This window comes from Mesorhizobium sp. M0140 (assembly GCF_040322475.1).
In the GTDB taxonomy this organism is placed as follows: domain Bacteria; phylum Pseudomonadota; class Alphaproteobacteria; order Rhizobiales; family Rhizobiaceae; genus Mesorhizobium.
The window spans coordinates 107,681-128,141 of record NZ_JAMYTM010000016.1 but is presented as its reverse complement, the minus strand read 5'-3'; the positions used below and the strand labels follow the sequence as shown (position 1 = coordinate 128,141).

Genomic DNA, 20,461 nt, shown 5'->3' with positions numbered 1-20,461 from the left:
CCCAATCCTGTCTCGCAATTCATAGCTGCTTGCCCCCAAGCGCCAGGTCGATGCCGTCGCCACAATGGCGTGGATTTGCGGCCAAGGTTAGAGCGCGCTATCTGGAAGGAAGAAAACATTTCCCGGGGAGGTACGGATGGCTTCACGCTATCACGAGGTCTATGAAGGCTGGAAGCGCGACCCGGAGCGCTTCTGGGCGGACGCGGCTAGCGGCATCGACTGGTATTCGCCCTGGGACAAGGTGTTCGACGCCGCGGCCGGCGTCTATGGCCGCTGGTTCACCGGCGCCACCTGCAACACCTGCTACAACGCCATCGACCGCCATGTCGCGGGCGGGCGCGCCGATCAGATCGCGCTGATCCATGACAGCGCCATCACAGGAATGGTCAGGAAGTTCACCTATGCCGAGCTGAAGCGCGAGGTGGTTGCACTCACCTCTGTGCTGAAGAATCGCGGCATCGGCAAGGGCGACCGCGTCATCATCTACATGCCGATGGTGGCCGAGGCGGCCATCGCCATGCTCGCCTGCGCCCGCATCGGCGCGGTGCATTCGGTGGTCTTCGGCGGCTTTGCCTCGCATGAGCTTGCCACCCGCATCGACGATGCCAGGCCGAAGCTGATCATTTCGGCATCCTGCGGCCTGGAGCCGGGCCGCGTCGTTGCCTACAAGCCGTTGCTCGACAAGGCGATAGAGATCTCCCGCCATAAGCCGGACGCCTGCCTGATCCTGCAGCGCGACCAGTTGCGCTGCGAGATGAAGGAGCATTTCGACATCGACTATGCCGATGCGGTCGCCCGCGAACGGGCAGCGGGCGCCAATGTCGATTGCGTGCCGGTGCTGGCCACCGATCCGCTCTACATCATCTACACATCGGGCACGACCGGCCAGCCCAAGGGCATCGTTCGTGACAATGGCGGCCACATGGTCGCGCTGAAATGGACGATGGAAAACGAGTTCGGCGTCAAGCCGGGCGAGGTGTTCTGGGCGGCGTCCGATGTCGGCTGGGTGGTCGGCCATTCCTACATCGTCTATGGACCGCTGCTGCATGGCTGCACCAGCATCCTGTTCGAGGGCAAGCCTGTCGGCACGCCCGATGCCGGCACCTACTGGCGGGTGATAGCGGAGCATGGCGTGGTCGCGCTGTTCACCGCGCCGACCGCATTCCGCGCCATCAAGGGGCAGGACCCGAAGGGCGAGTTCATTGCCAAACACGACCTCTCGAAATTCCGCACGCTGTTTCTTGCCGGCGAGCGCGCCGACCCGGAAACCATCAAATGGGCGGAGCAGAAGCTAGGCGTGCCTGTGGTCGACCATTGGTGGCAAACCGAGACCGGCTCGCCGATGACGATCAATCCCGCCGGCCTTGGCCTGCTGCCGGTGAAATACGGCTCGCCCGGCGTGCCGATGCCCGGCTACGACATCCGCGTGCTCGACGATGCTGGCCATCAGGTGCCTCGCGGCACACTGGGCAATGTGGTGGTCAAACTGCCGCTGCCGGCCGGCTGCCTGCCGACGCTGTGGCATGCCGACGCACGGTTCCGCCAAGCCTATCTCGACGAGTTCCCCGGCTTCTACAAGACGGCGGATGCCGGTATGGTCGACGACGACGGCTATCTCTACGTCATGGCCCGCACCGACGACATCATCAATGTCGCCGGCCACCGGCTTTCGACCGGCGCCATGGAAGAGGTGCTTTCGGCCCATCCCGATGTCGCCGAATGCGCGGTCATCGGCATTGCCGACGCCATGAAGGGCCAGGTTCCGCTGGGCTTCGTGGTGTTGAACGCAGGTGTAACCCGCGATGTCGGCTCCATCGAGAACGAGGTGGTCGGCCTGGTGCGCGAACGCATCGGCCCGGTAGCCGCCTTCAAGACGGTGGTGACGATCAAGCGCCTGCCCAAGACGCGTTCGGGCAAGATCCTGCGCGGCACCATGCAGAAGATCGCCGACAAGGAAGAATGGACCATGCCGGCGACGATCGACGATCCGATCATCATCGAGGAGATCACCAAGGCCCTGAAGGACCGTGGGATCGGCCTTTGAGCGGCTGAAGGCTTTGGCTTGTCGAGGCCGCTTTTCGGATCGACGAGCAATCTTTTATTGTGCAACGCAGCAATGCGCCCTACAGTGCTTGCGGGGGGCCATCGACACAGGTCGCATGGCTCAAAAGAAGATTACATTTGGCGGCGTCGACATCCTGCGCTTTCTCGCCGCCCTCATGGTCATGGTTTACCACTATGGCTTCTGGGTGTGGGCGTATCCGGACGGTGTTTCGGCGCGCGCGACGGGCGGCGTTCCCCCGCAGCCGGCAATAGGCGCCTGGGTCGAATCCGGCTGGGTCGGCGTCCAGATCTTCTTCGTCATCAGCGGTTTCGTCATCGCCTTCAGCGCCGAAAGGTCGACACCCCTACAGTTTTTCGAAGCAAGGGTGAAACGGCTGGCGCCGGCGGTTTGGATCTGCGCACCGGTCACGGCGGTGGTGCTGCTGCTTGTCGGCCTCAGTTGGCCGACCGATGCCGTTATCAGGCTCCTACGCACCGGCCTGTTCGTTCCGTACGCGCCTTGGGTGGACAGCGTCTACTGGACGCTGGGCATCGAGATCGCCTTCTATGCTATCGTCTGGATCTTACTCAGCCTTGGCCGCTTCCATCTGATGGAGATTGTGGCCGTCGCCATCGGCTTGGTCAGCACGCTGTTTTGGTGCCTGTATTACCCGCTCGGCTGGGCCGATCTTGCCGAAACACGCACGCTCGCCCTGCTTCTGGTGCATCACGGCGTTTTCTTCGCCACCGGCGTCATGCTGTGGCTGATGCGCTTCAAGGCGGTGACAGGCGCCCGACTTGCCTTCTGCGCCCTGTTCCTGGCCGGTGGTGTGCTGCAGATCGCCAGTTCGGTCGACGTTCATATCCTGAAGGTCGGGCGGGATATGCCGTTCGCGCCGCCGATCCTCATCTTCCTCATCGGCATCGCGCTGATGGCATGGTCGCTGCGGCTCGACCTTTCCTGGAGCGGCTGGCGCCGGATCGGCCTGATGACCTATCCGCTCTACCTGCTGCACGATGTCGTCGGCGCGGCCCTGCTCGGCATCCTGGTCCGCGCCGGTCTGCCACATCTGTTCTCGATGGCGGTCGTCGGCGCGACGATGATCGCGGCAAGCTGGCTGGTGGCGATCGAGGCCGAACCACGCATCCGGCTGCTGCTCGACCACACCGTTTTCCGTTATCGGCTCAAGGCAGCCTGACGACGATCCGGCATTACCGGCCCAACGGCCGACGTAAAGCATGTCGCGCCTGAGCGGATTCAGGCTTTGTTTCCACACAGGCCGTTCTTCCAAAACCGAGCTCATTTTTGGGCGACATGCATTGGCGGTCCCAACCCGGCGTGGTTGCATTTTCCACGATTGCGGAATTCTCCGTTTTGGTCAAGATATCAGGCGCTTATGCCTTCCGCATGAGAGTTCGCCTCGAGACGCCGCACGTGACCCTGTTCCAGCGAAAACCCCGCATCGCGGCGCGTCCGCGCCTGGATATCGACATGCAGGATGCCGTTGTCTACGCGATCGGCGACGTGCATGGCTGCTACAAGGAACTCCGCGCCCTGGAGCAGAACATCCTGCTCGATTCGCTGCGCTTCCAGAGCCGCAAGATCATCGTCATGCTTGGCGACTACATCGACCGGGGGCTCCAGTCGGCGCGGGTGCTCGATCACCTTCTGGCGCCGGCGCCGAAAGGGTTTCAGCGCATTTGTCTTGCGGGCAACCACGAAGTGGCCATGCTGAACTATCTCGACGGACATTTGTCGCGCGAGCCCTGGCTGGCGACGGGCGGCCTGCAAACCCTGTTTTCCTACGGCATCGATCCGGCGCGCCTCACCAGCCTCTACGGGAGCAGCGCGCAGATCGACAGGCGCATAAGGGAGATCATTCCAGAGGATCACGTCAGCTTCCTACGCGGGCTGCCGATCATGGTCCGTTCGCGGAAGTTCGTGTTTGTCCACGCCGGCATCAGGCCCGGCGTCGACCTTGCGGCGCAAACCGACCACGACCTAATTACCATCCGTTCGGACTTCTTCGAGGCAACACACCTGCTCGACCGCTGGGTGGTGCACGGGCATACGCCGGTGGATGTCCCGAAGCTCGAAGGGCGCCGGCTCGGCATCGACACAGCCGCCTTCCAGAGCGGACGCCTGACCGCCGTCAGGATCGCCGACAAGCAAGGCAGGCTGATCTTCTCCTGACGCATCGATGTTCAGGTGTGCTGACCTGAAGATCGATACACCTCAAAGTGGCCCCACGCGCGCAATGACCGATGTCAGACCGGCGCCTTGCCGCGCACTTCCGACTTTTCCAGATAGTAGCTCGAATATTTATCGAAGAACTTTTCCGAGCCACCGAACGATCCGTATTTGGCCAGTTTCTTCAAATCGACCTTGTTCAGCACCGCGCCGACGATCTTGTTGGCGACATAGGGTTCGGATTCCAGCATCGACCTGACCATCGCGCGAGGCGTGCGCCCCCACTCGGTGACCAGGACAAACCCGTCGACCAAGGGGGCGAAGGCCTTGGCGTCGACCACCGGTCCGAGCGGCGGCAGATCGACGACGATGTATTCGAACGTCTCCTTGGCGTTCTCGATGAAGCGCCGCATGCCGGCCGAGGAGAGAAGTTCGCTGGTATGCGAGAAGTGACCGCGCAGCACCGCCGGGATGATCGCCAGCTTCGTCTGCCTGTCGATCTTGCCGACAGACTGCCAAGTCTGGCCGCTGACAACCGCTTCCATCAAACCCTGCTCGGCTTCCATGCCAAGGCCCCGGCTGAGGCCGGGATTGCGCAAGTCGCCGTCGATCAGCAGCGTCTTGGCGCCATTGGCGGCAAGCAAGCCCGCGAGATTTGCCGCGACCGTCGACTTGCCCTCGCCGGGAAGCACCGAGATAATGCCGATGACGCGGCTGCCTTGCCCTTCCATCACGACGTCGAAGGCGATCTTGGCGCTGCGCAGCGTTTCGGAGAACATCGAGGCTGGAGAATCGATGCTGACCCGCATGCGCGCCCGCCTTTCGGCCGCCGACAGCGATTGAGTGGTCTTAGCGTCCACCTGGATATCGCCCGGCTTTTCTTCCTTGCCGAGCTTGCCGCCGATCGTCGGCAGATAGCCGAGGAATTTCAGGTTGACGCGGTCGCGCACGTCCTCGCCGGTCCTGAAGAAGCGTTCATTGAACTCGTTCAGCCCACCAAAGCCGGCGCCCATCAGCAGGCCAAGCACCAGCGAAAGTCCGAGCACGACGATGGTGCGCGGGCTTGACGCGGCAAACGGCATCGAGGCGTCCGAGATGATGCGGATTTTGCCGACCGGGAAGGATTGCTGCTGCGCGGCTTCCTCGTAACGACCCAGGAATGTTTGATAGAGCGTGGTGAGCGCCGTCGCCTGCTGATCGAGTTCACGCAGCTTGACTTGCGTCTGGTTGTCGACGGAACTCTTGCCTTGCGCGGCCGCGACGTTGGCCCTGAGCGCGGTCTCGCGTGCCTGCGCCACCTCATATTCGTTGCGATAGCTTTCGGTCAGCTGCTTCAGCTCGCCGAAAATCTGCGTCGATATGTCGGCCTTCTCCTTGGAGAGAGCCACCGCCTGCGGGTGCTCGGGGCCGAAATTCGCCTCGACGTCCTGCAGCCGCTTGGCCACTGTGAGGTAGCGGGTCTTGAGCGCCGATATGACCGAACTGCTTGGCTGGTCGCTCGATATGGCGGCATCTTTGAAGGCGTTTTCGGAGCCGCTGTCGACAATGGCCTTGTACTGCTGGTAGCGGGCGCTGGCGCGTGCGGTGTCGGCCTGCGCCACGATAAGCTGGGCGTTGAGGTCGGAAAGCTGCTTGTCGCTCATCAGCTGGCCATCGCTGTTGGCGGCCAGCCCATGTTCGGCCCTGAATTTCTCAACCGCGAGCGAAGCTGCCTGCGAACTCTGGCGCAGCTCCGTCAACCGGCCCTGCAGCCACACCGCAGCCCGCTCGGTGGCATCGAAGCTCGCATCGAGCTGATCGGCGAGATAGGCATCGGCATAGGCCTTGGTGATGGCGTTTGCCAAGGCCGGATCCGTCGCCTGATAGCCGAGCGCGATGACGTAGCTTCGGCCGACGCGTTCCGCCCGGATCTCGTTCTGCAGCTTGAGGATAGCGTAGTCGCGGCGCGACGTGGCGATCAGCGCATCGCGGGCGGCGGGGTCGAGCTTGCTGAAGTCGGCGCCACCCGGAAGGGAAGGGCTGGGGCGGACATACTGGATCACGCTGCGGATGAGGCCTATGCCTTGGGCAAGCGCCGACTGGGGCGGATTCATGAACGTGTCGTTCTGGTCGAGCTTCAGCTTGTCGACGACCACGGCGGCAAGCCGCGTCGAGGTCAGGATCTCGATCTGGCTCAGGATGGCGGAATCGGTCTGCATGGTTGTCGACGCCGCCGAGATATCGTCGACAATCTTGTTCAAGCCTTCGTCGATCAGCACGCTCGCGACCGACTGATATTTGGGCGGCGTTGTCTGCAAATAGAACAGGCCCAGGAAGAGACCGATGACGGCACACACGGCAACCACCTTGGCCTGCCGTGCGGCCATGCCAAGCAGCCGCTCGATATCGATGAAGTCTTCGCCGTCTCCTGCGTCCGAATTCGGCAATGGCATCCTCTTGTCGAGAGGAAAATTGGCATAATTCATCTTCGGTCCAATTCTAGAGCCGGTCCGTCGCAATGGGCTCTATCTCACTGTTTCAACATGATCTTTTCCGGAAACCGGGACCCACTTTCCGGGATCATGCCTTGGCTTGCAGGCGCCTCGAAGATCGGGAGCATCGCCAGAAGCGAAGCAAGCGTCGTGCCAGACGGCGAGAACCTGCCGGCCCCTCTTCGCCAGCCATCGGACCATGCTCCCGAAAGATGGGCATTATGCGGCTTCTTCCTGGCGTTCATGCGACCGGACGAACTCCTGAAGCATCTCGAAAACCGGACCCTTCATGTCATCGCGCGCCAGCGCGAAGGCGATGTTGGCCTGGATGAACCCTTCCTTGGAACCACAGTCGAACATGCGGCCGAGGAAAGGCTGGGCGAAGAACGGCTGATCCTTCGACAGACGAACCATGGCATCCGTCAACTGGATCTCGTTGCCGGCGCCGCGCTGCTGATTGCCCAGAAGAGCGAAAATCTCGGGCTGCAGGATGTAGCGGCCGTTGATGTAGAAGTTCGACGGCGCATTGGCCGGCGCCGGCTTCTCGACCATGGCCGTCACCTCGAAACCGCCACCGATCTCGGCGCCACGGCCAACGATGCCGTATTTGTTGGTCTCGCTCGGTTCGCAACGCTCGACGGCGATCACGTTGCCGCCCGTGCGCTCATAAAGCTCGACGGTTTCGGCTAGGCATCCGCGCCCGCCGAAGGACACCATGTCCGGCAGCAGCAAGGCAAAGGGCTCGTTGCCGATAACCTCGCGCGCGCACCAGACGGCATGGCCGAGGCCTTGCGGCGATTGCTGGCGGATGAAGCTGGTGGCACCGGCCACAGGCAGCATGCTTTCGAGCGCCTCCAGCTGGGTCTTCTTGCCGGTCTGCTCCAGGGTGCCGATCAATTCCGGATGCAGGTCGAAATAGTCCTCGATCACCGCCTTGTTGCGACCGGTCACGAAGACGATGTGCTCGATGCCCGCTTCGAAGGCCTCGTCCACCGCATATTGCACGACAGGCCTGTCGACCACGGGAAGCATTTCCTTCGGCATCGACTTGGTCGCCGGCAGGAACCGTGTTCCAAGCCCCGCCACCGGTATCACGGCCTTCCTGATTTTCTTCATCGCAAATTCCTTCTGAGGAGATCGACTTCAGTCCATTCACAGGCCACGAAAAATCCCTCCATGTGCCTGCATCTTCACCTCCCCGCCCCAACGGCAAATTGTGCCGCCATTCTTCGCAACCGCACGGCGATCGGCATGCCCATATGCCTGACCGCCGCCGGGTCGCTGAGCGCTGTCCGGATCGCCTTGAGCGGGGACCGCGCCTTGATGTGCTGTACCAGTGACAGAAACGATGCCGCCTTGCGCAGGCTGCGGCCGCGCCGGGCAAACGCGGCTTGCGCAGCCTCATCCATCGCATGGGTTTGAGCGAACTCGGCATCTGCCTGGCTCATCGCTTCGACGTGGTGAAGCTCGAGCACGCGCGAGATGGAGCCGCTGCGGATATGATAGGCATAGCCGATATCAGGCTCGACCACGCATTTGCCACCCCTGGCCAGGGCTTCGGCAAATAGGACGTAGTCTTCGCCGATCCTCAGCTTTTCGTCGTAGCGAAGCCGGTTTTCGTTCAGGAACTCGCGCTGGAAGATCGGCTTGAGATAGCCGAGGTTGAACTTGGATTCGAAGACAACGTTGCCGGCGATGTAGGTGGCCAGCGAAATCTCGCGCAAGCCTTCCAGATACTGCCGCGGAAACATCGCGTCCTCGATGACGCCATCTTCGCGAACGACCTGCAGATTGTCGACGGCGATCTGGGCATCCGCGCTTTCGGCACGAGCGATCATGGCCGCGAGCCGGCCGGGAAAGACCGCGTCGTCGGAATCGAGAACCGCGATCCATCTGCCTTGGGCGGCGTCGAGGCCGGCATTCCTGGCGCCGCCGGGGCCGCGGTTGCTGGCCAGGGCGACGACACGGACGATATCCCCTGGATAGGCCCGCGCCACGTCGAGCGTAGCATCGCGCGACTTGTCGTCGACGACGATGATTTCGACGCTGACACCCTTCTGGGCGATGGCGCTGGCAATCGCCCGATCAAGGGTCGCCTCGGCGTTGTAGGCGGCAATGACGAAGGAAACATCGGGGACAGAGCTGACGTCAGACTGCACGCTTGCCTCCCTCCTGTGGCGACGGCTGGCCATAGAGGCGGATTTCGCGGATGCCGACGAGGCCGCTGACGACACCGACATGCATAATGCCGCGCAGCACGCTGCGGTTCCTGCGGACCGGACTGACGACGACCGGAAGTGCCGAGGCGAAGCAATAGATGGCCTTTGCCGAGGCCAGGCCGACCTGCTTGACCAGGCCGATGCCGCTGGCGCTGCTGCCCAGGAGATGGCCATGCGTCTGGCCGACGCGGAAGCGGCGGCGGCCGAGCCAGTCGAATGCCGCCCTTGAGCGCGGCACCACCTCGTCGACCCAGGCCTCGGGCGAGAACGCGATGCGGCCGCCCGCCTTGTGCATCTGATCGAAGAATTCGGTGTCCTCGCCGCCGGTCTGGCCACGCGCCAGGCTGAAGCGGCGGCCGCGCAGGCTATCCGAGCCCATCCGCAGCAGAACATTGCAGGTGTAGCCGGTGCGGATCTCGCCGCGCACCCAGACGGGCAAGGTCGAATGGAAATCGCCGCGCCGCATCCAGTCCGGCGCATCTGGGCGATAGCGCGCCCTGACCGGGCCGAGCACGACGGCGACACCGCTTTGCTGCGCCATCACGACCAGTTCGGCGAGCCATTGATGCGTGGCCGTCTCGTCGTCATCGATGAAGGCGACGAAATCCGCTGTGCTCGCATCGAGGCAGGCATTGCGGGCGATCGAGATGTTGCGCGCCGGGGCATGCCGATAGTGGATCGGCACCGTCAATTCCCGCGACAGCGCCGCCACCAGGTCACGGGCCGTCGGGGTGTCGTCATTGTCGGCGACGATAATGCGGATATCGAATCCCGCCGGCATCTCCATGGCGTCGAGCGAGCGCAGCGTGTCAGCCAGCTCCGGCCGGCGGAACGTGCAGACGCCGATGTCGATGCTGCGGTTCTTTGCCGACACTGCCATCAGGCCACTCCGCGTCGCGAGCCGAGGCCGAGAAGCTGCAGCCAGAAGCCAACCGACCAGCCAAGATGCATGACCATGGCCGAGACACCGGCCAGCGCAACGTCAGCCTTGCGCTGGCGGATAGCCGCCACCAGTCCGTAGCCCAGGCACACCGACACCCACAGCAACAAAGGCACTGCCGCAATCCAATGCACGAAGGAGAAGGCCGCAAGAAGAACCACCGGGAACACCGCCAGCGGCACCATCTGCCGGATCTTTGGGATGACGCGGTGCTTCAGCACATTCTTGGCACGCCCGCGACCGTAGCCGAGATACTGGAAATAGAGGCCTGAGAGCGAGGCGCGCGGATAGTAGACCATCTGCGTCTTGCCACTCATCCAGATCTTGTAGCCGGCCTTGCGCAGGCGATAATCGAGCTCGGCGTCCTCGTTATGGCTGAACGTTTCGTCATAGCCGCCAACAGCGCCGAACGCCGATATCCGCATCAGTGCATGATGGCCGTGATCGATCCACTGTCCCTGCGAAAGATGCCTATGCTTCGAGCCGCCGGTGCCGAGCTTGGAGTTCTGCGCCGCAGCGGCCGCCTTCTGCACGGCGCCGCTGCCGCTGGTCAGCATCGAAACGACAACCGAATCCGCTGATGTAGCCAGGGCTTCCTCGACCAGCCGGTCGCAATAATCGTCGGGATAACCGCCATGCGCATCGATGCGGATGAGATAGTCGGCACCATCGCCGAAGGTACCGACGGCGAGATTGATCGCCGCGCTCTGGATGCGCCGCTTGTTGTGGAGCAGGATAACCCGCGGGTCCTTGGCAATCACGTCCTCGACGATGGAAAGCGTGCCGTCGGTGCTGCCGCCATCGGCGACGATGATCCGGGCGCCAAGCCGGGCGGCCGCGGGCCGCAATTGATCGAGCAGCGCACCGATATGGGCGGCTTCATTCAGGCACGGAATAACGATCAGGTTGGATGAGGGTCTTTCGGTTTGCGTCATCAACCCCTGTCCATCTTGCCTCTGTCCATCCCCGGCCATCCTATGCCAATGCCTCGGCGGCAAAGGAGCCGGGCACGGCCGTCAGGCTGCGCAGCCGCTCGACAAGCGCCCGGCAGTCGCTGCGATCGTAGCTCCAGGTCCTCGGATTGCGCGCCAGAACACGCCCTTTCAGCCTGGCGAAGCGATGCTCTTCCATCTTGCCTAGCGCGGCTTCGAGTGCCTCGGGCGAAGCCTGCGGCAACAGCACGCCGATGTCCTGCTGTTTGAGGAACCGCCCGGTCTCGGTGTTGCCCATAGAGATCGGCACCGCGCCGAAACGGCAGCCTTCGTAGAGCCGGTTGGGCAGAAGCCATTCGGAGTTCTGCCCCGCTTCGAAGAAATCGATCGCCCAGGAAAAATGGACATCGTTGTAGATCGCCGCCATGTCTTCCGGATTGCGGTAGGGCCCGAGAAACGACAGCCACGGCTCGGCTTCGACAAAGCCGTGAAAGTCAGGGAATTCCGACAAAGCCGGACGTCCGCGCAGCACGATTTCAAAGCGGCCCTCCATGCGGCGGGAGAAATCGGCCAGCAGCTCGAGCGAGCGGCGGCAGCGCAGCGCACCGAACCAGCCGATCCGCCATGGCGGACCGGCCGGGCTCTCTTCAGCCTCCGGAGCGCCGGGCAAGATCGTCGCGGCCTCGAAATATTTGTTTTCGACCAGCTCGATGGGTGCCGCGACCTGGCCGAACGGCTTGAAATAATTGGCGATAAAGGCAGGAGAACTGGTCACCAGCAGCTTCACATCCCTGGCCAGAAAGCGTTCGGTGGCGCGCAGCGCCTTGCCCAGGACATCGTTGCGCAGCACAAGCCGATGAATGTCGAGGCACTCGTATACGATCGGGACCGATGCACCGAAGGCTGACCTGGCGCGGCGGGCAAGCGCCAGCATTTCCAGGTTGCGCGCGATGATGAGATCCGGTTTTGGCATGCCGCCAAGCTTCGAGCCTGTCGAAACGGCTGCTTTGGCGATGGCCGCGAGGCGTTGGCCGAATCGCCCGTCACGCGTCGCGCCGAGGTCGATCGGCCGCAGTCCCTCGATATCCGCAATCGGATTCGCGGTGCGACGGAAGCCGGCCAAAGTGACCTGGGCCCCACCTGCCCTGAGCATCGTGATCCGCCGGCGCACCGCCGGGTCGGAAACGTCGTGCACAAGGTACAAGACATGCAGCATAAACACTCGACCGCTGTTGGCCCACCCGAGGGAATGCTAGTACAGCTCTTGCTGCATCGCAACATTTTTGCTGCACACATCGACGTTTTCTGTTGCACTGCAAAATTATTGCCGTAGTTTGTAGTCGGCGGCGGTCGTGGATTTCGGGCTCGGAAATCCACGTAAAAAATCAGGAATCCTGAATTTGGAAGCCAATGCATTCGATCCGCCAGAAGGCTCCTTGCGCAAATCGGTTGGGCGCGGCGCGGTTGTCACGGCCATGGCGCAATCGGTGCGGGTCGCGACACAGATCCTGTCCGTCATCGTGCTGTCGCGGTTATTGTCGCCACAGGATTTCGGTGTCGTGGCGATGTGCGCGCCGGTGCTTGCCTTTATCGCCCTGTTCCAGGATTTCGGCCTGACCCAGGCGACGATCCAGAAATCAGGCATCCGGCATGAGGAGGTGAACTACCTCTTCTGGATCAATGTCGCCGTCAGCGCTATCCTGGCTTGCGTGCTTGCGGGTGCGGCGCCGCTGGTTGCTGCCTTCTACGGCGAGCCGCGCGTGACGGGCCTGGTGGCTGCGTTCGGGCTGCAGATCATGGCCTATGGGCTGGGCGCCCAGCATCTGGCGCTCTTGACACGCCGCATGCAGTTCGGCCGGCTGGCCGTCATCGACGTCGCCAGCGCCATTGCCGGGCTTGCGGTGTCGATCGCCTGGACCTTTATCGATCGCTCCTATTGGGCCCTGTTTGCCGGTACGCTGACCGGTGCCGTGTTGCCGACGCTCTGCTATTGGGCGAGCTCGCGCTGGCGTCCGGGCCTGCCGCGCAAGGTCGCCGGCATCGGCGAGCTGATCAATTTCGGCGCCGGCATCACCGGCTTCAACTTCGCCAATTTCTTTGCCCGCAACCTCGACAATGTGCTGATCGGCAAATATTGGGGCGAGGCGCAACTCGGCCTCTATGACCGCGCCTACAAGCTGCTTCTGTTTCCGTTGAGCCAGATCACCAACCCGCTGTCGAAGGTGATGGTTCCGGCGCTTTCCAGGCTTAAGGACGAGCCGGATCGCTACCGCAGCGCCTATCTGCGCGTCATGCCGCTGATCCTTCTGGTGGCGCTTCCCGGCGTCGCCTTCGCCACCGCGATGTCGGATGTGCTGATCCCCTTCGTGCTCGGCGAGCAATGGCGCGCAAGCGCCTCGATTTTCCTGGCGCTCGGCTTTGCCGGGCTGCTGCAGCCGCTCAACAATCCGGCCGGGTGGCTTTTCGTCAGCCAGGGCCGCTCCGGCGATTTCATGCGCTGGGGCATCATAACGGCCGTGACGTCGGTGCTGGCTTTCATGCTCGGCCTGCCCTATGGCGCGCTGGGCGTGGCGATCGCCTATGCGATCAGCGAATATCTGCGGACGCCGTTCCTGTGGCTTTATGTCGGCAGGAGCGGGCCGCTGCAGGCGCACCATGTGCTTCGCGCGGCAACGCCGTTCGTGCTTGGCGCCCATCTGGCGCTGGCCGTGATCTGGTTCATCAAGCCCCTGCTGCCCCAGCAGCATGTCGTCGCCCTGGCCAGCGGCGCCGTGCTCTCCTACCTCATCACCATCGTCATCGCACTGGCATTCGCCTCCGGCCGCGAAGCCTTGCGCGAGGCCCTCAAGATGCTGCCGGCAAGGCTGCCTGCGGCGGCGGCGCGCGAAGCGCAATAATTTGGGCGTCTTCGACTGCTACGGACATCTCCTCCAGGACCAGGTCTGAACCATGCACTACCGATCGATCTCCGATATGAACGACGCCATCGTCAGGGGCCTGCACCGGCTGCCGCGCGATATCGACCTCGTGGTCGGTGTGCCGAGAAGCGGCGTTTTGGCAGCGACGCTGGTCAGCCTTGCCGCGAACATCCCGATGACCGATCTCGACAGCTTCCTGGCAGGTCGGATCTATACGTCTGGCGTCACCAAGCGCCGTGCCGCTCTCGACCGCAAGGTTTCCGAGATGCGCAAGGTGCTGGTGATCGACGACAGCGTCGCCGGCGGCAACGCCATGCGCGACGCACGCGCCCGCATCCAGGCTTCGGGCATCGAGGCGGAGTTCACCTTTGCCGCCGTGTTCGGCCTTGAGCCCCAGCACCAGGAAACCGACCTCGTCTTCGAAGTCGTGCCGCATCCGCGCATGTTCCAGTGGAACTTCATGCATCATAAATTCCTGGCGCAATGCTGCGTCGATATTGACGGCGTGCTGTGCCTCGATCCGACAGAGGCGGAAAACGACGACGGCCCGGCCTATGAGAAATTCCTCAGCGAAGCGCGGCCGCTCCATGTCGCGACCCACAGGATCGGCTGGCTGGTCACCAGCCGGCTGGAGAAATACCGCGCGCTCACCGAGGCATGGCTCGCCAAGCATGAGATCAAATACGACCAGTTGATCATGCTCGATCTGCCGAGCAAGGCGGAACGGCAACGGCTCGGCGCGCATGGCAGTTTCAAGGCCGACTTCTACCGCAAGTCCGATGCCATCCTGTTCATCGAGAGCGAGCACGAACAGGCGCTGAGGATCACCGAACTGTCAGGCAAGCCGGTGCTGTGCGTGGAAACGCATATGGTCAGCTTTCCCAACACGCTGTCGCTGCCGGCACTTGGTCAGGCGGCCAGGAACCTGCCGGCAAGGCTGCGGCAGATCAAGTCGCAAGAGGGCCGCAAGAGCGCTGCCAAGACCATTGCCCGCGCCCTGCTTGGCGCCCGCGGCTACGAGACGCTGAAAAGCCGGGTCAAACGCCCGGCCTGACCTGCTCAGGCGGCGCCGTTAGGGCAATTCCAGGAAAAGTGTGAACGGTTTTCCCGGGAAAAGCGCATAGCGCTTTCCCTTGGGAATTGATCAAAACAAAGAGTTAGAGGAGTTCGCCGTTTCCGTGACACGGCGAACTCCTCTAGGCCGCCTGTCGCGCGCGTTGCTGCATCGCCCTGTCCAGTATCGAGAAGAAGGTGATGAACTGGCGATCGGGATCGAGTTCCGGGCGCCCGGCGAAGCTGCGGGCGAGGCTTGAAAGCCGGTCATATTCCTGGTTGTCGTTCCACAGCCGCCTGACGGCCGCGACCCAATCGGCCAGCGGAGCATCGTAATCCAGCACCACGCCACCGGAGCCGACAGCCTCGGGCAGACCGCCGCGCCGCGAGCCGACAACCGGGATTCCGCTGCAATGGGCCTCCGAAGCGACGCGGCCCCACGCCTCTTCCCACTTGCTGGGAGCAAGCAGGATCTTCGTGCGGCCATAGACCGTCTTCATGTCGCTGGTGCGGCTCTCCAGGACGACATTGCCCAAGGGAGCGATCGTCTGTTCGATCCGCGCCCGGTGATCGTCGTCGAGCTTCCAGCTTTCGACGAACAGGAATGGGATTTCGCGGCAGGCGCCGGCGATCCGCACCGCGAGTTCAAACCCCTTTTCCTCATAAGGGTTGATCAGCGTGACGAACTGGCCCGTCGTTGGCGTCGAGTAGTGCGCCGGGTTGATGGTGGGCGGGATTACCACCGCCTCGATGCCGAACTCCTGTCTGTAGGTACGTGCGGTGAAGTCCGAATTGGCGATGTAAAGCGCTGAATGCAATTCGCGCAGATCGCCGCCCAATTCATGGAACTCGACATTGCGGAGATAAACGACCAGAGGCACGCCCTCCGCCTGCAGCGCCTTGCCGATCGGAACCGATTTGTGACACTGGACCACGGCGACATCGGGTTTCAGCCTGTCGACGGCATAGCCCGCCGCTTCCCAGGGAAACCAGGCCCGCACCACCGGATAGCCGGGATAGCTGTCGACAACCGCCGGCTGCCGCAACAGCTTCATCTTGGCGCGCGCCTTGAAGCCGAAGACACCATCACCGAACAGGGCGGCGAGCACAGCGGCTTCATGACCGTGCTCGATCAGCTGTTCGGCCAGATGATGCGTGCTCGACTGAACGCCGCCGCTGAACTCAGGCGGGTAGCCGTTGCCGCCTGCAAAGAGAACTTTCATGATCGGGCTCCTTGTCGCATCTCGTATTCCTTGCTCGGAGACAACAGCAAAGTCCGCCGCCTCTCTTTTCGACGTCAGGCAAGTTTCGGCGGCTCCAGATTGGCGAAGGGATTGGTACAGGATTGCCAGCCGGTAAATCGGATCGGGTCGTTGGGCGAACTGCGCCAGGCGTAGTCCGTCAGCATATGGAATTCGGCGACGACCCAGCGGTCGAAATGCAGCAGATCTTCCCGCTTCCGCTGGGGCAGCAAGCGGCGCGCGGCCCCCAGTTTGAGCTCCTCCACCAAGGTGACGGCGTCACTCAGTTTTTCGCTCGGAAAGTTCCATGGATTCCTGTCGCGGAACGCCAGCACGAACTGCTGCAGATGCTCGATGCGGATGTTCAACTTGCCAAGGTATTTTTCCAGCGTGACGCGCACCAGATCCTCGTCCGAGAACGAGGAAACGGCGGCGTAGGCGACCCCTGTCGAAACCACTCCGCCAGCCATGACGGCCAGGGCCGAGCGTCGGGAAATCTCGATCATGCGATACCTCCTTTCACGCGATCCGGCTCGCCGCCCGCAAGGACAGCGCTGCCGCGGTCAGGCTCGGGTTGGCGCAGGAGCAGCTCGGATAGGTGCTGGTGCCGACGACGACCAGATTTCTGAGCTGGTGGTGGATCATGCCGCTGTCGATGACCGAATCGGCTGCGCCCGTACCCATCCTCAGCGTGCCCTGGACGTGCGATTCGGTCGGCCGGATGCCGCGATCGAAGAGCTTTTCGACCGGCAGCGGCGCCAGAAGGCCAGGCAATTTCTCCAGAGCGCGCGCCATGCCCTTCACCGCATAGTCCGATGGCGCCTTGAAGCTGACGAAGGCATTCTCATCCTCGTCAAGCGTGACGAAGTTCTCGGGATCGAGCAAGTCCTCGGTGACCACGACAAGCGGCAGCGCCTGGCGTAGCCGCCCTTTTTCGGCACGCAGTCCGTGCTGCCAGCGGTTCTCGAAATAGACCAGTGCCGCCGCATGCTCCGATCGGTGAGGACCATCATAGAGGCCGAAATTCAGGCCGGTGGTGATGGTGCTGCCGTCGAAATTGTCGACGCCGTCTAGATAGACCTCGAAATTCCAGCCGTAGGATTCATGCAGGCCGCTGCCGACGAATTCGCCGCCCAGGCCGGATCGCAGCATGATCGCCGCGCTCTGGATGGCATTGGCGCCGAGAATGAAGAGATCGCCGCTGACCTGGTATTCCTTGCCGTCATGGCTGAACGTGACCGAACGGACAGCGCCGCCGACGTGATCGAGCCGGCGCACTTCCGCACCGAGGCAGACCGAAACGTCGGGATGCTCGAAGACGTGCATCAAGCCGTTGTTGACGGTGAATTTGGCGTCGACCGGACACAGCCAGCAACGCAGATTGGCACAGCACGAGGTGCGTTGCGATGTCGGCAGCCGCGCCCGCGCGGTTGGCATGACGAAGTGCTGGCCGGGCTGCGCCGCCTTCATCATCCTGTCCGGTGTCGACATGCGATGCGGCGGTTGCGGAAACGGCTTCGAGCGGGGCAGCATCGCCGCCATGTCGGGATCGCCGGAGATCGACATGATGTCTTCCGCGTCGCAATAGAACGGCTCGACGTCGTCATAGCTGATCGGCCAGTCATTGCCGATGCCGTAGGTGCTTTTCAGCCGGAAATCATTGGGATGAAATCTTGGCGTCTGCGCGAACCAGCAGTTCGTCCCGCCACCCAGTCCGATCGTGTAGTTCCACGGCTTGTTGGAATTGGTCTTGTAGGTCGTCTCGTCTTCGATGTCGGTGTTGACGTTCTGCTCGAGCTGCCATTCATGGGTGTTGTGGCGTCCCCACTCCAGCACCAGAATGCGCGCCTTTCGGCGCTTGGCGAACTCATGCAGGAAGAAGGCCGAACCGAAGCCGGAGCCGATCGCAACGAGATCGAAATGGTCCTTGGTGATTTGCCCCGGCTTTACGTCCAGCACCATCGGCTACAACTCCACACAGAAATACGCGCTCAGTCCCAGCGCCCGCAGGCCATGTGCGGACCGGTCTTGCATCCGTCTGCCAGGACCTGGTCTCATGCCGCCATTCTGCCGATCGAGTGATATTCGATGCCGTGGCGGGCGATGACCTTGGGGTCATAGAGGTTGCGGCCGTCGAAGATGACCGGCGTAATCAGCGCATCCTTCACCGCATCGAAGGAGGGCGCACGGAAGCTCTTCCATTCCGTGGCGATCAGCAGCGCATCGGCGCCGCGCAGCGCCGCCTCCTTGGTGCCGCACAGAAGCAGGTCGTCGCGCAGTCCGTAGATGGCCTGGCATTCCTGCATCGCCTCGGGATCATAGGCCTGCACATTGGCGCCGGCCTTCCAGAGCGCTTCCATCAGGACGCGCGCCGGCGCCTCACGCATGTCGTCGGTGTTGGGCTTGAAGGCCAGGCCCCAGAGCGCAAAGGTCTTGCCTTTGAGGTTGCCCTTGAAATAGCGGTCCACCTTGTCGAAGAGAACCGATTTCTGTGCGTTGTTGCGCTCCTCGACGGCGCGCAGCAGCTTGGCGTCGAACTTGACGCCTTCGGCGGTCTTGATCAGCGCCCGCACGTCCTTGGGGAAGCACGAGCCGCCATAACCCAGACCCGGATAGATGAAATGGTAGCCGATGCGGGGATCGCTGCCGATGCCCTTGCGGACCTCCTCGATGTCGGCGCCGAGCTGTTCGGCCAAATTGGCCATCTCGTTCATGAAGCTGATCTTGGTCGCCAGCATGCAGTTGGCGGCATATTTGGTGAATTCGGCGCTGCGCACGTCCATCACGATCATCTTCTCGTGGTTGCGGTTGAACGGCGCGTAGAGTTCGCGCATCACAGCCTCGGTGTCCTCGCTGTCGGTGCCGACGATGATGCGGTCCGGCTTCATGCAGTCGGCGACCGCGGACCCCTCCTTGAGGAACTCGGGATTCGAAGCGACATCGAAAGCCAGGTCCTCGCGGCCTCTTTTCTTCAACGTGTCGGCGATCCTAGCTTTCACCCTTTCGCAGGTGCCGACCGGCACCGTAGACTTGCCGACGACGATCTTGGGTTTGTCCATTTCGCGGCCGATGGTCTCGGCGACGGCCAGCACATATTTGAGGTCGGCCGAGCCGTCCTCGCCCGGCGGCGTGCCGACCGCGATCATCTGGATCTCGCCATGCCTGACCGCGGCGGCGGCATCGGTGGTGAACTTGATGCGGCCGGCAGCATGGTTTTCCTTAACGAGGTTTTCCAAACCGGGTTCGAAAATGGGGACCAGGCCCTGGTTGAGCCGCTCGACCTTGGCGGCGTCGATGTCGACGCACACGACCTGGTGCCCGACTTCGGCAAGGACCGCAGCCTGCACGAGGCCGACATAGCCAATTCCAAACACCGTCAAATTCATTCGGTTTCATTCCCATGCAAGGCAGCGGACCGTTTTCGGTCCCGCCGGTTCAAATCGACTTTCCCAACTACTTTACACTGCATGCCAGCGATTCCGGAAATTGACAGGGTTCGCCGAGCGCCGTGAAGGCAACCCGCTCGATCTGCAGGGAAAGCTTGCGGCCCGGATCCGCGAACGCTCCCATCCAACCCTTCATCGTATCGCTGCCCCAAAAACTGAAGAATATCTTCTGTGCATGGCTGGGCAGCTTCGCCGGGTCGGTAATCGTGTTCACCAGCTGGCCGTTGACGTACCATCGCAAGCTGTCCTTCTGCCAGACGAAGGCGTAGTCGTTGAAGGCGTTCTCCGTGCCGCCCGGCACGTCGACGAGCTTCTCGTTCTTGCCCTTGCCCGCGATATAGGCATTGACCTGCACCTTGGAGGTGTCCTTGGTCAGGACCTCGAAGTCGATCTCGTCCCAGGGCTGCTTGTCGCTGGGACCGATATAGGTGAAGAACGCCGCGTTGAGGCCGGAGCCGGTATCGGTCTTCAGCCGTGCCTCATAGGTGCCGTAGCCGAAGCGCTGCTTGGTCTGGATCTCGCCGCAGACGTAGTCGCGATCCTTCAACGTCTGCTTTTCGAAGCCGAGCGACAGCACATTATTCGACAGTCCGACCATGCCTTTCGACCAGGTGCAATTCTGATGGCTGCCGTTGTTCCAGCCGTCGGAAACATACCAGCGCGCACGATCGAAGCTTTTGAAATCATCGACGAAGGACGGCGATGTCGGAATGTCCTGGGCGTAGGAAGGGGTTGCCACGAAAGCGCCAAGAGCAGCCAGCAGCAACGCACCGAGCGACCCCAGCCGCCGCCGGGCGGCTTGCCCGGCCCGATATGAGAGAGACGGTGCGTCAATTGCTGTCGTAGGTTTCGGATTCGAATTCATACCAAACTCACCTTTGCGCTGTGTGTCCCCAACCCAAAGTCGACGTTCGAACCGCTCCTGAACGGGCCAACCTTGACCTCCCTTGTGACCCTCTCGATTGCTTCCCGCCCTGCATCAAATCTGTTGCAACAGTTCCGAGCCT

16 protein-coding genes are annotated in these 20,461 nt (G+C 62.4%); 5 read left to right on the top strand and 11 right to left on the bottom strand.

All coding sequences use genetic code 11. The features are described 5' to 3' along the window. Positions 1–136: 136 nt before the first annotated feature. The 3 genes from NKJ37_RS17910 to NKJ37_RS17900 all read left to right on the top strand — a co-directional run bounded on the left by NKJ37_RS17910 (position 137) and on the right by NKJ37_RS17900 (position 4,237). The gene (locus NKJ37_RS17910; protein ID WP_352439747.1) at positions 137–2,044 is read left to right on the top strand and encodes a propionyl-CoA synthetase; all 1,908 of its coding nucleotides are present in this window, start codon (positions 137–139) and stop codon (positions 2,042–2,044) included. 115 nt (positions 2,045–2,159) lie between these two features. After that, positions 2,160–3,242: an acyltransferase family protein gene (locus NKJ37_RS17905; protein ID WP_023811604.1), complete on the top strand. Its 1,083-nt coding sequence runs from the start codon at positions 2,160–2,162 to the stop codon at positions 3,240–3,242. 236 nt (positions 3,243–3,478) lie between these two features. Continuing rightward, a complete protein-coding gene (locus NKJ37_RS17900; RefSeq protein WP_023811603.1) occupies positions 3,479–4,237 on the top strand; it encodes a metallophosphoesterase family protein in 759 nt (252 codons plus the stop codon). Positions 4,238–4,311: 74 nt separating this feature from the next. Here NKJ37_RS17900 and NKJ37_RS17895 read toward each other — a convergent pair whose 3' ends face one another. From NKJ37_RS17895 to NKJ37_RS17870, 6 genes are all read right to left on the bottom strand, one after another. Beyond that, positions 4,312–6,699 carry a polysaccharide biosynthesis tyrosine autokinase gene (locus tag NKJ37_RS17895; protein WP_352439750.1) on the bottom strand — a complete coding sequence of 796 codons (2,388 nt, stop codon included), beginning with the start codon at positions 6,697–6,699 and terminating at the stop codon, positions 4,312–4,314. Positions 6,700–6,924: 225 nt separating this feature from the next. Next, positions 6,925–7,821 (bottom strand): UTP--glucose-1-phosphate uridylyltransferase, encoded by an 897-nt coding sequence (locus NKJ37_RS17890; RefSeq protein WP_013528099.1) that lies wholly within the window; start codon positions 7,819–7,821, stop codon positions 6,925–6,927. Positions 7,822–7,895: 74 nt separating this feature from the next. Beyond that, positions 7,896–8,864, bottom strand: a complete 969-nt coding sequence (locus tag NKJ37_RS17885; RefSeq protein WP_352439751.1) for a glycosyltransferase family 2 protein — start codon at positions 8,862–8,864, stop codon at positions 7,896–7,898. Further along, positions 8,854–9,804, bottom strand: a complete 951-nt coding sequence (locus tag NKJ37_RS17880) for a glycosyltransferase family 2 protein (RefSeq protein ID WP_023811600.1) — start codon at positions 9,802–9,804, stop codon at positions 8,854–8,856. The genes NKJ37_RS17885 and NKJ37_RS17880 overlap by 11 nt, the downstream gene beginning before the upstream one ends. Then, the gene (locus NKJ37_RS17875) at positions 9,804–10,799 is read right to left on the bottom strand and encodes a glycosyltransferase family 2 protein (RefSeq protein ID WP_023811599.1); all 996 of its coding nucleotides are present in this window, start codon (positions 10,797–10,799) and stop codon (positions 9,804–9,806) included. Before NKJ37_RS17875 ends, NKJ37_RS17880 begins: the two co-directional genes overlap by 1 nt. Before the next feature lie 40 nt (positions 10,800–10,839). After that, positions 10,840–12,012 (bottom strand): glycosyltransferase family protein, encoded by a 1,173-nt coding sequence (locus NKJ37_RS17870; protein ID WP_023811598.1) that lies wholly within the window; start codon positions 12,010–12,012, stop codon positions 10,840–10,842. Between the two features lie 184 nt (positions 12,013–12,196). Here NKJ37_RS17870 and NKJ37_RS17865 point away from each other — a divergent pair, with 184 nt between their 5' ends. Together NKJ37_RS17865 and NKJ37_RS17860 are read left to right on the top strand one after the other, a co-directional pair. Further along, entirely contained in the window at positions 12,197–13,693 is a 1,497-nt protein-coding gene (locus NKJ37_RS17865; RefSeq protein WP_023811597.1) for a lipopolysaccharide biosynthesis protein, read from the top strand. A gap of 52 nt (positions 13,694–13,745) precedes the next feature. Next, a complete protein-coding gene (locus NKJ37_RS17860) occupies positions 13,746–14,768 on the top strand; it encodes a phosphoribosyltransferase family protein (protein ID WP_023811596.1) in 1,023 nt (340 codons plus the stop codon). Positions 14,769–14,910: 142 nt separating this feature from the next. Here the strand turns inward: NKJ37_RS17860 and NKJ37_RS17855 are convergent, their stop codons facing one another. The 5 genes from NKJ37_RS17855 to exoK form a co-directional block, all read right to left on the bottom strand. Beyond that, positions 14,911–15,990, bottom strand: a complete 1,080-nt coding sequence (locus tag NKJ37_RS17855; RefSeq protein WP_023811595.1) for a glycosyltransferase — start codon at positions 15,988–15,990, stop codon at positions 14,911–14,913. A gap of 74 nt (positions 15,991–16,064) precedes the next feature. After that, the gene (locus tag NKJ37_RS17850) at positions 16,065–16,514 is read right to left on the bottom strand and encodes a hypothetical protein (RefSeq protein WP_023811594.1); all 450 of its coding nucleotides are present in this window, start codon (positions 16,512–16,514) and stop codon (positions 16,065–16,067) included. A 13-nt stretch (positions 16,515–16,527) separates the two neighbouring features. Then, the gene (locus NKJ37_RS17845) at positions 16,528–17,970 is read right to left on the bottom strand and encodes a GMC oxidoreductase (RefSeq protein WP_023811593.1); all 1,443 of its coding nucleotides are present in this window, start codon (positions 17,968–17,970) and stop codon (positions 16,528–16,530) included. 92 nt (positions 17,971–18,062) lie between these two features. Continuing rightward, the gene (locus tag NKJ37_RS17840) at positions 18,063–19,394 is read right to left on the bottom strand and encodes a UDP-glucose dehydrogenase family protein (RefSeq protein WP_023811592.1); all 1,332 of its coding nucleotides are present in this window, start codon (positions 19,392–19,394) and stop codon (positions 18,063–18,065) included. Between the two features lie 67 nt (positions 19,395–19,461). Beyond that, entirely contained in the window at positions 19,462–20,319 is an 858-nt protein-coding gene (exoK, locus tag NKJ37_RS17835) for an endo-1,3-1,4-beta-glycanase ExoK (protein WP_127289886.1), read from the bottom strand. Between the last annotated feature and the right edge of the window lie 142 nt (positions 20,320–20,461).

Excerpts from the sequence above, each read along its gene's own strand:
- NKJ37_RS17880 (WP_023811600.1), bottom strand. The coding sequence starts at position 9,804 with ATGGCAGTGTCGGCAAAGAACCGCAGCATCGACATCGGCGTCTGCACG.
- NKJ37_RS17890 (WP_013528099.1), bottom strand. The coding sequence starts at position 7,821 with ATGAAGAAAATCAGGAAGGCCGTGATACCGGTGGCGGGGCTTGGAACA.
- NKJ37_RS17875 (WP_023811599.1), bottom strand. The coding sequence starts at position 10,799 with ATGACGCAAACCGAAAGACCCTCATCCAACCTGATCGTTATTCCGTGC.
- NKJ37_RS17905 (WP_023811604.1), top strand. The coding sequence starts at position 2,160 with ATGGCTCAAAAGAAGATTACATTTGGCGGCGTCGACATCCTGCGCTTT.
- NKJ37_RS17910 (WP_352439747.1), top strand. The coding sequence starts at position 137 with ATGGCTTCACGCTATCACGAGGTCTATGAAGGCTGGAAGCGCGACCCG.
- NKJ37_RS17850 (WP_023811594.1), bottom strand. The coding sequence starts at position 16,514 with ATGATCGAGATTTCCCGACGCTCGGCCCTGGCCGTCATGGCTGGCGGA.
- NKJ37_RS17840 (WP_023811592.1), bottom strand. The coding sequence starts at position 19,394 with ATGAATTTGACGGTGTTTGGAATTGGCTATGTCGGCCTCGTGCAGGCT.
- NKJ37_RS17870 (WP_023811598.1), bottom strand. The coding sequence starts at position 12,012 with ATGCTGCATGTCTTGTACCTTGTGCACGACGTTTCCGACCCGGCGGTG.
- NKJ37_RS17855 (WP_023811595.1), bottom strand. The coding sequence starts at position 15,990 with ATGAAAGTTCTCTTTGCAGGCGGCAACGGCTACCCGCCTGAGTTCAGC.
- NKJ37_RS17860 (WP_023811596.1), top strand. The coding sequence starts at position 13,746 with ATGCACTACCGATCGATCTCCGATATGAACGACGCCATCGTCAGGGGC.
- exoK (WP_127289886.1), bottom strand. The coding sequence starts at position 20,319 with ATGAATTCGAATCCGAAACCTACGACAGCAATTGACGCACCGTCTCTC.
- NKJ37_RS17895 (WP_352439750.1), bottom strand. The coding sequence starts at position 6,699 with ATGAATTATGCCAATTTTCCTCTCGACAAGAGGATGCCATTGCCGAAT.
- NKJ37_RS17845 (WP_023811593.1), bottom strand. The coding sequence starts at position 17,970 with ATGGTGCTGGACGTAAAGCCGGGGCAAATCACCAAGGACCATTTCGAT.